At 55.3% G+C, this 14,521-nt stretch carries 9 protein-coding genes; 5 read left to right on the top strand and 4 right to left on the bottom strand.

Annotated elements, in window-relative coordinates:
- Window positions 1-3,022, bottom strand: a 3,022-nt coding sequence (locus BJL95_RS09315; protein ID WP_175463676.1) for a PAS domain S-box protein, incomplete at its 3' end; no start/stop codon positions are given.
- 213 nt (window positions 3,023-3,235) lie between these two features.
- On the opposite strand from BJL95_RS09315, the gene BJL95_RS09310 reads away from it, so the two are divergent.
- From BJL95_RS09310 to BJL95_RS09290, 5 genes are all read left to right on the top strand, one after another.
- Window positions 3,236-4,555 (top strand): TRZ/ATZ family hydrolase, encoded by a 1,320-nt coding sequence (locus tag BJL95_RS09310; protein ID WP_071157381.1) that lies wholly within the window; start codon window positions 3,236-3,238, stop codon window positions 4,553-4,555.
- A 565-nt stretch (window positions 4,556-5,120) separates the two neighbouring features.
- Window positions 5,121-5,858, top strand: coding sequence for a class I SAM-dependent methyltransferase (locus BJL95_RS09305; protein ID WP_064029892.1), 738 nt, complete (start codon window positions 5,121-5,123; stop codon window positions 5,856-5,858).
- An 84-nt stretch (window positions 5,859-5,942) separates the two neighbouring features.
- Complete coding sequence (locus tag BJL95_RS09300) at window positions 5,943-6,749, top strand: glycosyltransferase (protein ID WP_175463675.1); 807 nt, start codon at window positions 5,943-5,945, stop codon at window positions 6,747-6,749.
- A gap of 115 nt (window positions 6,750-6,864) precedes the next feature.
- The gene (locus tag BJL95_RS09295; protein ID WP_254786756.1) at window positions 6,865-8,322 is read left to right on the top strand and encodes a glycosyltransferase; all 1,458 of its coding nucleotides are present in this window, start codon (window positions 6,865-6,867) and stop codon (window positions 8,320-8,322) included.
- A 2-nt stretch (window positions 8,323-8,324) separates the two neighbouring features.
- The gene (locus tag BJL95_RS09290; RefSeq protein WP_071157376.1) at window positions 8,325-9,899 is read left to right on the top strand and encodes a glycosyltransferase family 39 protein; all 1,575 of its coding nucleotides are present in this window, start codon (window positions 8,325-8,327) and stop codon (window positions 9,897-9,899) included.
- 95 nt (window positions 9,900-9,994) lie between these two features.
- On the opposite strand, the gene recG is transcribed toward BJL95_RS09290, so the two are convergent.
- The 3 genes from recG to BJL95_RS09275 all read right to left on the bottom strand — a co-directional run bounded on the left by recG (window position 9,995) and on the right by BJL95_RS09275 (window position 14,518).
- Window positions 9,995-12,112, bottom strand: a complete 2,118-nt coding sequence (gene recG, locus BJL95_RS09285; RefSeq protein WP_071157373.1) for an ATP-dependent DNA helicase RecG — start codon at window positions 12,110-12,112, stop codon at window positions 9,995-9,997.
- A gap of 80 nt (window positions 12,113-12,192) precedes the next feature.
- Window positions 12,193-13,308, bottom strand: a complete 1,116-nt coding sequence (locus BJL95_RS09280) for a HupE/UreJ family protein (protein ID WP_071157371.1) — start codon at window positions 13,306-13,308, stop codon at window positions 12,193-12,195.
- Window positions 13,295-14,518, bottom strand: coding sequence for a hypothetical protein (locus tag BJL95_RS09275; RefSeq protein WP_139306195.1), 1,224 nt, complete (start codon window positions 14,516-14,518; stop codon window positions 13,295-13,297). Before BJL95_RS09275 ends, BJL95_RS09280 begins: the two co-directional genes overlap by 14 nt.
- Window positions 14,519-14,521: the final 3 nt, after the last annotated feature.

The raw sequence follows: 14,521 nt of genomic DNA, 5'->3' as shown, positions 1-14,521 counted from the left end.
GGCGGGTGGTCGAGGATTGGCCTTGTTCGAAGGCGTTGAACACCCGCTCGCACTGTTCCGGCGTCATGCCGATGCCGCTGTCCTCAACCTCGAAACGTACCCAGTATTGGTGTTCGTCGCTGGATTGCAGGCGGCTGCGCAGCACGATCCGGCCCCGCTCGGTGAATTTGACGGCATTGCTCAGAAAGTTGATCAAGATCTGGCAGATGCGCAGCGGATCGCCGAGCAGAATCAAGGTGTTCAGCGGCGGATCGGTTTCGTGGGTCAAGCTCAGGCGCTTGGCGGCGGCGCGCTCGCCGACGATGCTGCAGGCGTGATCGGCGATGGCGGCGATATTCAGCGAGGTTTTCTCCAAGGTCATGCGTTCGGCCTCGATTTTCGACAGATCGAGGATATCGTTGATCAAACCGAGCAAGTGCTTGCCGGCCACGCTGATTTTTTCCAGCTTATCGCGTTGGCTGGGTTGGGTTATCTCCATGCGCAGCAAGTGAGCCATGCCCAGAATCGCGTTCATCGGGGTACGGATTTCGTGGCTCATATTGGCCAGGAAAGCGCTCTTGGCGCGATTGGCGCTTTCGGCTTCCTCGCGGGCGAGTTCCAGTTCGGCGGTGCGTGAACGCACCAAGTCGGCCAGATGATCGCGGTAATTACGCAGCTCGGTTTCGGCCCGCTTGAGTTCGCCGATGTCGGTAATCACCACGACGCGACAGCTATGGTGGGCGAAGATGATGTCGTGCGAACTGACCACGACCGGTACCGCGCTGCCGTCCTTGCGCAGATGTTGCCATTCGCCGGTATTGGCGAACCCGCGCAGTTTGGCGGCCAGCTCGATGATCTTGGGTCTCTGCGTGGCGTCGAACAAGTCGGTCAGCAGCAGGTGTTGCGCTTCGTCGGCTCGGTAGCCGTACAGCGCGGTGAAGGCGTCGTTGACCGCCACCAGCTTTAACGTGCCGCGCTCGTAAATCAGCATCGGCGCCGGGTTGTGCTCGAACAAATTGCGAAATTGCGCTTCTATCGATTTGCGTTCGGTAATGTCCGACCAGATCAGCGATAACATCGGCCGATTTTCGATTTGAATCGCTTGGACGCTGACGTGAACATCGCGCGGACTGCCGTCCTTGCAACGGCTGAGCGTGTCGAATTGCCGGGCGTCCCGGCCCTCGGTCGGGGCTAGCCTTTCCAGCATTGGCGCGGCGTCGGCTTGGATATCCGGCAGGCGCAGTTTGGCGAATTCGTCGCGGCTGTAACCGAGGTTTTCGCAGGCGGCGTCGTTGAATTCGACGAAAGCCAGCGTCTCGGCATCGATGAGCATGATGGCGTCCGAGGCTTGCGAAACAATCGCCCGAAAGATTTTTTCGCGCTTACGCGATTTTTCCTCGATTTGGCGGCGTTCTATCGTCGAAGCGAGCCGCTCGGCGATCGCATTCAGCAACTGTTGCTCTTCGGCCAGCATCGCCGGGGCGTCGGCCGGGGTGGGCGGCGGTATCGCATAGGCGACGCTAACTTCGCCGTCGTTCAGCGTCCCGACGCGGATCGGGGCGCTGATCCAAGCTGCGTCGGCCGAACAGTCGCCACTGCGAAACGTGAGATCTCGCCAGCGTATCGCCGCGACCGCGAAATCGGGGTAAGGCCAACCGGCCGGTAGTTCCTGGACAGCCGCTTGCAGCACGTCCGGCAACGGCAGGTTCAAATTTTCGGTGGCGCGAAACACCGCGTGCAAGCAGGCTTGCTCTTGAATGCGCCGGTCCAGGGCCCGTTGCGCTTGGTACAACTGAGTGATGTCGCGCGCCATGCCCAATACGCCGAGTAGCTTGCCGTCGGCGGTCGTCACCGGGGTTTTGATGGTTTCGTATAGCCCGGTGTGGCTGGCGTCGGCCAGGGTCAGCCATTCCTGGTTGATCATCGGTTTGCCGGCGGCGACGGCTTTGAAGTCGTGTTCCCGAAAAAAGTCGGCGAGTTCGACATCGACGAAATCGTAGTCGGTCTTGCCGACGATGCTGGCTTCGTCGGCGCCGAATAGGGCTTCGAAACTGGCGTTGCAGAGCAGATAGGTGCCGTTGGGGTCCTTGAACCAGACTTTGTCCGGCATGGCCCTGAGCAGGGTGCGCAGTAGTTCGCGGTGTTCGGCCAAGGCATCGAGCACCCGTTGGCGTTCGGAAAAATAACTGGCCAAGGCCATGCCGATCACCGACAGTACCGACATGAACAGCCAGTAATTGATTTCCGGTTGGCCGATCGGCCGGTTTTGGTAAATTTCCCAATGGTGTCCGTTCATGCCGACCATGGCTTGCATCGCGATGACCGCGAGAATCAGGGTCGTGGTTCTCGGTCCGACCCTGACCGCGGCCCAACTAACCAACAAGTAAATCCACGGCGTTTTGGCGTATTCGCCCAAGTTGTCCTGAAACCAGTTTAAAAATACGATTTGGCCGGCCAGCGCGCTCAAGCCCAGAATCAGGCAGGCTTCGGCGACCGGCTTGAAGCGGCGCGGTAGGCGAAGACCGTCCCGCCAGACCAGAATCAGCGGCGCGACCAGTATCGTGCCTAGCGTGTCGCCCAACCACCAGTGCAACAACGCGATCCGGAAACCGGCCGTATCGACTACGCCGTTGATCAATAGGCAGCTAGCGCCGACTAGCGCCGACAGCGTACACGCCAGTCCGCCGAAGCCGATCAATAACAAATAATCGGCGAGGTTGAGGATGCGGCGGTCGAATCCGACGATTCGCCACAGCAGATAAGCGCCCAAGCCGGCGCTGGCAATGCTACCGGCCGAGATGGCCAGCGCGATAGCCGGCGGTTGGCCTTGCCACAGATTTAAACTCAGCGCACCGAGCCCGAGCGCCCACAAATAACGGTGGCCGCCGAGAAGTATCGTCGCCAGCGCCAGACCGCTGGGCAAAAACAGCACGCTGGCGACGCTGACGGTGGAGAAATACAGCAGGGACAGTCGGCCGCTCAACGCATAAAGCCCCGCGATGCCGAAACCGATCAACCAGTCCGACAGCCTTACCGCTTTCATATCCCACTCACCAGCGCGCCGAGTGGATTGCGGCGCGGCCAGGTTTCGCCGCGCCCGGCCGGGAATATCCGAGGCGGGACGGCGCTAGAGAAACCGATTGGCTGCGAGGAAATGGGGTCTGACATGTTGTTTGACGCTTCTCGATTGGCGGGGACTGGTCTCGGCCCTACGGCGGCGCGGTATAATCATCGCCTTTTAAGCTCGGGAGTACCCATGCAGGTCGACCTTTTGATACAGGCCCGATGGATTATACCGGTGGAACCGGCCTCGGTAGTTTACGATAACTATAGTCTAGCGATAGACGGCGGCAGAATTGTCGATTTGTTGCCTAGCGACCTTGCCCTGCGAAAGTATCGTCCCAGGGTGCTGGAGATACGCGACCGGCATGCGCTAATTCCGGGCTTGATCAATTGCCACACGCATGCGGCGATGACTTTGCTGCGCGGCTTTGCCGACGATCTGCCGTTAATGGATTGGTTACAGAACCACATTTGGCCCGCCGAACAGCAATGGGCTAGCGAGGCCTTTGTGCGCGACGGTACCGATTTAGCCATCGCCGAAATGTTGCGCGGCGGTACTACCTGTTTCAACGATATGTATTTCTTTCCGGAAATCACCGCGCAACAAGCGCTGCAACACGGGATTCGCGCCAATATCGGCTTGATCGTGTTCGATTTTCCGACTCTGTGGGCTGAAAACGCCGACGCCTATTTGGCTAAGGGTTTGGCCCTGCACGAACAATTGCGCCACGAAAGCCTGCTCAGCCTGTCGTTCGCGCCGCACGCGCCGTATACGGTGTCCGACGCGCCGCTGAGCCGGGCGCTGACCTATGCCGACGAGATGAATTTGACGCTGCATATGCATGTGCACGAGACGGCCCACGAGGTCGAACAACAATTGGCCAACACCGGCCAGACCCCGTTGCAACGTTTGCGCGATCTGGGTTTGCTGACTTCCTCGTTCATTGCCGTGCACATGACCCAGATGTCCGCCGAGCAAATCGCCGAATTCGCCGAGACCGGCGCGCATATTGTCCATTGCCCGGAATCCAACTTGAAACTGGCCAGCGGATTCTGTCCGGTGGCGGACTGCTTGGCGGCCGGTATCAACGTGGCGCTGGGGACAGACGGCGCCGCGAGCAATAACGATCTGGACATGCTGGGCGAAATGCGCACCGCAGCCTTATTGGCCAAGGGTGTCGTCGGCGACGCCAGTGCGGTGTCGGCCTGGACGGCGCTGGAGATGGCGACGATCAACGGCGCGAAAGCGCTGGGCTTGGACACCGAGATCGGTTCGCTGGTGCTCGGCAAGGCAGCCGATGTCGTGGCCATCGATTTAAGCGCCCCGGAAACTCAGCCGTGCTTTCATCCGGTCGCGCAAATCGTCTACGCGGCCGGCCGGCATCAAGTCAGCGACGCGTGGGTAGCCGGCAAGCCCTTACTAAGTCAACGCCGTCTGACGACGCTAGATCTCGACGAACTGACGCAACGCGTCGAGCAGTGGCGCCAAAGGATGAACGCCGGGCCGAGCTAGAAGGGATATTGCCAGCGGTCGGCGCCGAAGGAAACACGGTGTTAATGGTCCTGACCGGTTGGCTACCTGCCGAGCCTCGATAGCGCGCCGGACAGGTTTTTGTTGAGGGCGCACGTTGGCCGAAACGAAGTCATGGCTTCGGCTTCGCTTCTCTCAAGTTTCCCGCCCCAGCGCTCACCGCTTGGCTGCCGAGAACCAGAACGGCGCTTACCGGTCGCCGGGCGTAGGGATGTTCCGCCAAATCAAGACGGCACGCTTACAGTTTCAAATTATCCAAGGCCGTAACAGAGACGGCATCTCCTAAAATTGTCTATAGAAAACTTCTGCAATAGGCTATATTTCAACCGGAACTGAAAAGTCTAAGCGGGAAAGCTAGCTTATCCGAGGTGTTGAAATCAGCTGGCGGGCCGCTTTAGATGGAATGGGTATTTTTATTTAAAATTAAGCCAGATATTTTTAAATTAAAAATATTCAATTGCATATTCGAATTCATATTCGAATTTCGGCAGGGCTCTGTCGATGTTTGAACTTAGCTTCCAGGCACTATAGAGTAACTGAGCGTTTTATGAGTCAATCGGATTTCGAAGAGTATTCCCAAAAATCGATACATTTTTTTAGTCGCCACGTTCCGCCGTTATTGGTAAAAGCGCTGAGTTTAATTCAATCAAATCCCACCGTGGTGGATGTGGGTTGCGGCGATGGGCATTTGGTTTGGTCGTTGTCCGAGAATAGTCATATCGCTGTCAATAGCCGAGTAATCGGCGTCGATATGTCGCCTATTCGCGTTCGACGATTCAGCGAATTAACCGGCTATCCTGGCATTGTGGCCGAAGGACACCATATTCCGGGATTGGCCGACGAAAGTGTCGATCTGACGATCAGTACCATGGTTTTGGAGCACGTACCGGACGAACTCGAATATCTGGCCGAATTGGCGAGAATCACCCGTCGGGGCGGTTGGTTGTATCTCAGTACCGTCATTAGAAAATCCGGCGCATGGTATTTTCGCAAGGCGCCGGACGGGCGGCGCGTACTCGATTCCACGCATCTTCGAGAATATCCTTCGGTGGATTCGGTGGTTAAATTATTAGAAGCCAGTGGTTTTACCGTAAATGATCAATGCCTTACCCGTTTGATTTTTCCGATTGCTCATCCTGTCGTCAGGCTTTTGCATGCCTGGAGACCGATTAAAGAGGTTCAGAGAATTTTCCTAAACCCGGCGTATGCGTGGATAGAGAAACTTGCGTTGCCAATTCCGCGTTATCGTTCGATTGAGCTTTTAGCGACGCGTCGCGATATCTGAGGCTCTCAAGATTCGAATGCTGTTTGATTCAGTCAACAAAATAATAAGGTTTTAGTAAAAATACCCATTGTAGGAAATCAGTTAGTGACATCTGAAAATATCGAGTTACCCCGTATTTTGATTGTGATACCAACCTTAGGCGAGCGGCTTGACACGCTACGAAGAACGCTGTCGTCTATTAAAGACCAGGCAGGTGTTTTAGTGGATACCGTGTTGGTATCTACCGCTCAAACACCGGAGCTTTCAGAGATTGCAACTACTTTTGGTGCAAGAGTCCTGGTGCATCCAGGAAAAATTTCAGCGGCGGTGAACGCCGGATTCTCGGAAGCGTTGCCGGTGCATCGCTATGCGGGCTGGCTGGGCGACGACGATATGCTGCGTCCTGGGGCGCTGGCCACCGCGAGCGCTTTGCTGGGCAGCGATGCTTCCGCCGTCGTTGCTTATGGCGCTTGCGATTATGTCGATAGCAGCGGGAGTTTGCTTTTTACCCGCCGTCCGCCGTTCGCGGCGCCGTTTTTATTGCAGTTTGTTCCTGGTTTGATTAAGCAAGAAGCCTGCCTGTTTCGGCGTAGCGCGTTAACCGAGGTTGGCGGATTGGATGAAACATTAAAGTACACGATGGACTTGGACCTGCTGCTGAAATTACGGCGAGTAGGTGCGTTCGTTAAAACAGAACAGGTCTTGGCGGCGTTTTGTTGGCATGCCGGGTCGTTAACGATAGCCAACCGCCGGGCGTCGCTAGACGAAGCACAAGCCGTCCAGTGTCGGCATGTTCGCGGAATTTTCAAAATCTTCAGCCCGGTTTGGATGTATCCCATCAGGTATCTTATTTTCTTGCTGAATTGGAAAATCAACAAAGGATTAGCAAGCGCTTGTGAACAGCAATCATAAAATCTTATCCGTGTTATAGGATGTGGGTTTGTCGGCTGGCCTAATACAATTTTCAGCTTAATCAGAGCTGCAAATAATAAAATAAAATTCATTCTAAAAATTTCAGCGTTGAGCTATGACAAAGCGAAAAAAGTACAATCAGACTCGTCAGCTTGAAAATTCAACTCAAGCGGATCTGAATAAAAGGAGTTCGGGTGCTGGCCGCTCATTCAAGCTATTTAATGCACAGTTTTTTCGTTTCTTAGTTGTTGGTACGATCAATACCGGGTTCAGCTACTCCGTTTATGCTCTACTATTATTCTTTGGATTAAACTATAAGTTAGCCAATTTGGCGGCTTTGATTCTTGGTATTATCTTCAGCTTTATTACTCAGGGGCGTTTCGTATTTCGGAATACGAATGGCAAGTTATTTTTCCGTTTCGCATTTTGTTGGGCCTTGCTTTATATTTTTAACATTCGTCTGATCGAGTTTTTTATTAACCAAGGCTTCGATGCCTACCAAGCGGGTGCTATCGCGGTGCCACCAATGACGGTGCTTTCTTACTTTATTCAAAAAATAGTCATTTTTAGGAAACGCGCGGTTCAACCCGAGACGTCAACGATAGAAAATATCGTTAAGCCTAAACTATCTTTTAAGAATACTAAATTGTCGGTAGTGGTGCCTTGTTACAACGAAGAAGAAGTATTACCCGAAACGAATAGCCGGTTGCTTGAGTTAATGAAGGAGATGCAAGAGCTTGGCTTGGTGTCGCAGGATAGCTTTATCTATTACGTTGATGACGGTAGCAAAGATAAAACCTGGGAACTGATTTCGAAATTTAATCAACAGAATGCTTGTATTCGAGGGATTAAGTTGTCTAGAAATCGCGGTCATCAGAATGCATTAATTGCCGGACTTTTTAATGCGGATGGCGAAGCAATTGTATCGATCGATGCGGACCTGCAGGACGATATTCAGGTTATTAAAGAAATGATTTATAAATTTAACGAAGGTTGCGAAATCGTGTATGGCGTCCGATCCTCGCGAGAGACCGATAGTTTCTTTAAGCGAGTGACCGCGCAACTTTATTACAAGTTGTTGAAAACGATGGGTGTCGATATTATTTATAACCATGCCGATTATCGATTAATGAGCAAACGAGTGATCGATTGCTTAAAAGACTTCAACGAAGTTAACTTGTTTTTGCGAGGCATCATTCCACAGCTCGGGTTTAACACCGCGACAGTCTATTACGAACGCGGCGAACGGTTTGCCGGCGAGTCCAAGTATCCGCTAAGTAAAATGTTGGCACTGGCTGCCGACGGCGTCACTTCGTTCAGCGTGGTGCCGTTGCGGATGATTACTTGGATTGGTCTTGGCGTCAGTTTGGCGAGTTTAGCGATGGTCGTTTGGATTTTTGTGGCTAAATTCGCTCTGGAAGCGACAATTCCAGGTTGGGCCTCTACCGTTTTGCCCATTTATTTTATCGGTGGAATACAGTTGTTGAGCATAGGCATCTTAGGTGAATATTTATCCAAGGTTTACATGGAAACTAAGCAACGGCCAAGATTCTTTATCGAAGAGATTCGTTGATAATGATTGCAAACTTTCCCATCGCTTATTTGGACCGGCGATACCGCTTTTCTCTATACCTGTTTATTATCCTGTCGATTGCGTTGGCAACAAGGTTGGTGTTTTTTAACGGGCCTTTTGGTTCCGACGATTTGGTTTATCTCCGCCGCTCGCTTGATGTTACCTACGGCGAATGGGCTAGCGCGAATTACAACGGCGCATTACGCTACGGTTACAATATTCCGTCCGGTTTCATTCTCTATCTGTTTGGAGTGAATCTTTTTACAGCCAATTTATGGCCTTTGCTATGTTCATTAATTGAGATAGCTTTGGTATTTCGATTTGTTTGGAACGGGATCAACCACAAAACGGCGATTTATTCGGCACTTTTTCTGGCGTTGATGCCCTTGCATGTGGCCGTTTCCACACGGCTACATGCCGATCCCGTGGTGTCGATGTTTTTGACCTTTAGCTTCATTGCGTTTTTTAAGGCCGAAACAACCGGGAATAAATTGGCGTATTTTCTGACCGGTATCGCGTTAGGTTGTGTATTTTGGGTCAAGGAGTTAGCGGTATTAACTTTTAGTGCATTTCTTTTATACCCGCTGATTTTTCGTTGTTGGAAGTTTGGCTGGATTTATTTGGTTTTTGGCGGACTGGTGATGCTGTTGGCTCACTTTGCGCTGATGACAATGATTGCGGGCGATCCGCTGCACGCTTTTAAAACCGTCATCGGTCAGCTTAATCGTAGCTTTATTGGCGGAAACCAAGGCGAAGATAGTCCCTGGTACTATTTTTATTATTTGTTTTTCGATATTAAACATACCTGGTTAATACCGGTATTGGCGTTGTACGGTATCTGCGCGACTATCAAAACAATATTTTCCGAACGGTCCGTTAGCGCCGTTGCCTATGCCGCTTATTGGCTAGTTTCCTTGTTATTGGTGCTCTCGTTTTTTCCGGTGTCGTTGGCACCGCTAAAATTTGCAATGAAACAATCCAATTATTTAACTTTGTTTCTAGCGCCGATCGCGGTTTTCGCCGGTATCGCGATTCAGCGTTTGCCACGCAAACTGGGCCATTTCTTGGTTTTTTTAGCATTGGCCGGCGCCATCGGTTTGTCGTTTTTGGAACAGCAGGCTTACCAAGTGTTTACCGCGAATAGTCGAGCGCTGGTGGCGTTCGCGGAACAACATCCCCAAAGGCTTGTTTTAGGTTCGGTCAATAATCGGAACATCGCCTGCGTCTACGCATTGTTGGGCGGCGACACCTGTGATCGACTGCGAATAAACGATTTCGCCGATATTACCGCCGAACTCACATCCTCGAATTCCGAGGAAGCCTACGCAGTTATTGATCGCGAAACCTTGGGATGGAGTCCCAGGGATATTAAACTGGACAAAGCCCCCAACTGTTGGCGGGACGGAACGCTTTTAAGCCCGGCGGATAGCGGAAATAGTCGAGCTTTACTCACGCTCGTTTTAAATTCGGCGACATTCTTGCCGGCAAGCCTGAAGAATAAATTGCAGAGTTTGCAGACACCACAGCCCGCAACACTTTACCGGGTCGATTTGAACAATCTCTGGTGCGAAGGCTAACACCGGACTCGGCGAGGTTTTCGTAGAACTCGGCGCTGTTAAAAACCCAAGCCTGTGTCCATCTTGGTCCACGCACAGGCCGACGGACGTATCCGTCACGGCGCGTGCATCAAACCGATTTCGCCGGTTTCGTTGCGGCCTATCCAACGTTCAATTAGCGGCGCGATCGCTTCCGGCGCCAGCTTTTGCAATTCCGCGGCCGTGGGCGCCACCAAATCCAGCAAATGGCGGTCGCGGCCCAGATCGGCGATTTTAAACTGGATTTGGCCGGTCTGACGGCTGCCCATCACTTCGCCGGGACCGCGCAATTCCAGGTCTTTTTCGGCAATCACGAAGCCGTCGTGGCTTTCCTTCAAGATACCCAGGCGTTGTTTGCCGAGTAGCGATAACGGGGCTTGATACATCAAGACGCAGAAGCTTTCCTGGTCGCCGCGGCCGACTCGGCCGCGCAATTGATGCAATTGCGATAGACCCAAGCGCTCGGCATTTTCGATGATCATCAAGCCGGCGTTGGGAACGTCCACGCCGACTTCGATGACCGTGGTCGCCACCAACAAGTCGCATTCGTGACGCTTGAAGGCCTGCATCGCGGCGTCCTTGTCCACCGTTTTCATGCGGCCGTGTACCAAGGCGATGCGTACGGCCGGCAGCGCTTGTGTCAATAACACCGCGGTTTTCTCGGCGGCTTCGCATTGCATTTGCTCGGATTCTTCGATCAAGGTGCACACCCAATAGGCTTGGCGGCCCTGAACGACCCAGTGACCGATGCGGGCGATGATTTGCTCGCGCCGCTCGGCGGGTAGGACGCTAGTCGTCACCGGCCGGCGGCCGGGTGGCAGCTCGTCGATGATCGAAATATCCAGATCGGAGTATTGCAGCATCGCCAACGTGCGCGGAATCGGCGTCGCGGTCATCACTAATTGGTGAGGCCGCATGCCGGTGTTGCTGCCTTTTTCCCGCAGGGCCAAGCGCTGATGCACGCCGAAACGGTGCTGTTCGTCGATGACGATCAGTCCCAGTTTGTGAAATTGCACCTGGTCCTGAAACAGCGCGTGGGTGCCGACCGCGATGCCGGCGCCGCCGTCGGCCAGCGCTTGCAGGGTGGCTTGTCTGGCCTTGCCCTTGAGCTGGCCGGTCAAGAAATGCACTGGATAGCCGGTGTCGGCAAACCAGGTCGAGAAATTGCGGAAATGCTGCTCTGCCAGCAACTCGGTCGGCGCCATCACCGCGACCTGATAGCCGCTGTGCAGCGCCATCAAGGCCGCCAGCGCGGCGACCACGGTCTTGCCCGAGCCGACGTCGCCTTGCACCAGCCGCAGCATCGGTTGGGCCTGCTCGCAGTCGGCCTGAATTTCCGCGCTAACCCGTTGCTGGGCGCCGGTCAGCCGAAACGGCAGCCGTTCGATAAAGGCTTGCTTGGCTGCGTTTTCGAAATGAAATTCCGGCGCTTGCCAGCGTTTAAAGCTTTGTTTGCCTTGTAGGAGCGCTAGGTGATGAGCCAGGAATTCTTCGAACGCCAATCGCCTTAGGGCAGGGGATTGGCCGTCGCTGAGCTCGGCAATGTTTAAGTGCGGCGGCGGATTGTGTAGGGTTTGCAAGGCCTCGGCTAACGGCGGAAAACCATTACGGCTCAACACGGCGGCCGGCAGCCAGTCGCGGATACCGCCGCCTTCGCTTAAACATAAGGTCAGCGCTTGTTTGACCGCCTTGCGTAGCGTGGTTTGCGGCACGCCTTCGGTCAACGGATAGACCGGCGTCAGCGTCGGTTCGCAAAGTTGCTCCGGGGACTGGACGATCCGGTATTCCGGATGCACCATTTCCAAACCGGAGTAGCCGTAGCGCAATTCGCCGTAACAACCGATCAGGGTACCTGGCTTGAGCTGTTGGCTTTGTTGCACCGAGAAATGAAAAAACCGCAACGATAAGCTGCCGCTGGCATCGCCGATCCGGCAAATCAGGCTGGGCCGGCCGCGTTGGATGGCGTCTATAAACTCCACCGTGCCGCAGACCAGTGCCGACGTGCCGGGCAATAATTCGCCGATCGGCGTGATCCGGCTGCGGTCCTGATAGCGCAAGGGCAGATGGAATAGCAAATCCTGTAGCGTGCGAATGCCAAGCTTTTCCAGGCGCGCGGCCGATTGTGCGCCGATGCCGGTCAACTTGGTGACCGGTTGTTGGGTGGGTTCCAGTGGAACGGATGATGATTTAAGCATGCCGCCAATTTGGCATGCTTGGCGCGGAATGGCAATGCCCGGCTGTTACAAGTCTTGTTGGTCCCCGCGAACCAAGCTAGTCAGGCTAAAGCGGCGCTGACCGAGTAATAGCAATACAGCAAGCCCGCGATACCGACCAGCAGCGAACCGAGTCGTTGTGAAGTGCTGGGTACCGCCACGCCGCGACTGCCAACCAAAGCCAGCCCGTAATATAAAGGTATCACGACACTCAAATGGCCCAGCTCCACGCCCAGGCTGAACGCGGCGACGGCCCAGGCCACTTGCTCGGCCGACAGCGCGGCGATGCTGTCCAACAAGCCCCCAGCAAATCCCAAGCCGTGAAACAAGCCGAAGCCGAATGCAATCGCTTGCCTGGGTTTGCCATGGCTGAGACGGGGCCAGACGACGTTTTGCATCGACACCGCGACGATGCTGAACGCAATCGTAGGCTCGACAAATCGCGGCGATACCCGCCACCAATCCAGTACCGCCAGCGTCATCGTCAATCCGTGGGCCAGCGTGAACAGCAACACGATGATCGCCAATTCGCGCGGCGAACCGACCGCCAGCACCAGGCCGGCGACGAACAGCAAGTGGTCGTAGCCGTGCAAGATATGCCGCCAACCCTGAACCGTGTAATCCCAGCCCAAGCGACTGTCGAAGCCGGCCGCGTCCAACGATAGTCTCAGTATTTCTTGGTAAGCCAGCAACGCTTGATTAATCAAGTGCCCGTCTCGATAAACGCTCAAGCGGTAGCTGACTTCCCACGGATTGCCCGGCGCAAACTCGATTTCCCGCAGCAGGTTTTGGCCGATCGCCACGACGCCGGGCTTTTCGGCGGGCAGCGGATAGACTAGCCGATAGACCAACGCCTGGTTGACCGCGGCGGGTGCCGACACGACTTTCCCGGTCAACGCTACGGAATCGGCGGTAAGGTGCAGGTGGGCCAGCAGATAGTCGCCATGTCGATCCAGCGCTTGAGCGTCGATGCCGCTAACGGCCGGCGCGCTTCGGTTGGCGATGACGATTTGCTCCAGCGGCACCGTCATCTCCAACAAGATTTGCTCGGTGCCGATACGCAAGGTTGCCGAACCTTGCGCAATCGGATGGGAAAAGCTAGGCCGGCCTGCCAAGCCTCCGGCCACTTGCAGACAGAAGCACAACAAGCAAAGCCGGCAAAGGCTAGCGATGCGCATGGAAATCGTCGTAATGCGGATTGATTTGCCGGGCGCGTTCCAACGCCGCCCGGCCTTCGGCGTCGAATCCGGCCGCCAGCAGAATCATGCCGGCATGGCCGTATAGATGAGCGTCTTCCCAGCGGTAGCTCAGCGCGGCACGGGCGTGAGCGACCGCCGCCTGGATTTGTCCGTCGCGGAACAGCGCCCAGGCCAACGCATCGTGGCTCACGGCGTTCGGCCGCTGTTCGAGATCAAGCCGCGCCCAAGCGCTGGCGTTGGTGCCGTCCAGATAAGCGTCGGCGTACAAGGCCGCCAGATGATGGTAGTACTGGGTTTGGCCATTGCGGGTGGCATCCAGGTAAAAATCCAAAGCCTTGTCGTGCCAGTATTTCGCCGGCTCGGATTGGCCCAGGAATTGGTAAAGATCGCCCAGGCTTTGATAAAACTCCGGCTTGCGGGTGCAGAGCGCCAATTGCCGATAAACCGCCACGGCTTCGGCGTAACGCCGTTGCGCCGCCAGCCATTCGCCCCAGTAATCGGCGGCCAACCAATAGCCGGAATAGGCGCGTAGCGCCAACCGGTAGTGTGTTTCGGCCGCGCCGGCGTCACCGTGACTCAGCGCTAGATAGCCGCGCTGCAGTTCCAGCCAGGCAAAGTCGCGCATTGCCTTGGAGGACAGCAAATCCTCGGCATCTTGATAGGCTCGATCGGCCTGTTCGGTTTGCCCGGTTTTGTCCATCAGCAACGCGTATTGGGCCAACAGCGCCCAGTCGGTTTGCCGCGCCGATTCGGTCAGCAACTTTTGAGCATCTTCGATGCGGCCTTGCTGCAAGGCGATGTCGATCGCCAAGCCGAGCCGGCTCGGCGCGTCGTCCCAATTGGCCTGTGCGGCCAGTTCGGCCAGATGAACCGCTGCTTCGGCGGGTCTGTGGTGGTGAGCGGCCCAGCGGGCCTCCAGCATCCGTAGCGCCGGGCTATCCGGCGCCGCGCGCCGCGCCGCCGTCAAGCGTTGTTCGACGGTGGCGCGGTCGCCGGGGGTGGCGCTCAGCCAGTAGTGTTGGGTGGCCAACATCGCCTGATTGACCGGGCTTTCGCCCGAAGTACCGGCCGCTAAATCGGTCAGCTTCGACCAATCGCGACGATAATCGGTGGTTTCGAAAGCGCCGAACAGTGCCAATGCCAGCCCCGCCCAGGCGGCCAGCATCCAGCCCGCCACCGTGAGAGCCATTCT

The organism is Methylomonas sp. LWB, assembly GCF_001856095.1.
GTDB lineage: Bacteria > Pseudomonadota > Gammaproteobacteria > Methylococcales > Methylomonadaceae > Methylomonas > Methylomonas koyamae_A.
Note: the sequence above shows the minus strand (reverse complement) of the source record. Positions and strands in the feature narration are given on the sequence as shown.

Coding starts and splice junctions, on each gene's coding strand:
- BJL95_RS09310 (WP_071157381.1), top strand. CDS start 3,236: ATGCAGGTCGACCTTTTGATACAGGCCCGATGGATTATACCGGTGGAA.
- BJL95_RS09305 (WP_064029892.1), top strand. CDS start 5,121: ATGAGTCAATCGGATTTCGAAGAGTATTCCCAAAAATCGATACATTTT.
- BJL95_RS09295 (WP_254786756.1), top strand. CDS start 6,865: ATGACAAAGCGAAAAAAGTACAATCAGACTCGTCAGCTTGAAAATTCA.
- BJL95_RS09290 (WP_071157376.1), top strand. CDS start 8,325: ATGATTGCAAACTTTCCCATCGCTTATTTGGACCGGCGATACCGCTTT.
- recG (WP_071157373.1), bottom strand. CDS start 12,112: ATGCTTAAATCATCATCCGTTCCACTGGAACCCACCCAACAACCGGTC.
- BJL95_RS09280 (WP_071157371.1), bottom strand. CDS start 13,308: ATGCGCATCGCTAGCCTTTGCCGGCTTTGCTTGTTGTGCTTCTGTCTG.
- BJL95_RS09275 (WP_139306195.1), bottom strand. CDS start 14,518: ATGGCTCTCACGGTGGCGGGCTGGATGCTGGCCGCCTGGGCGGGGCTG.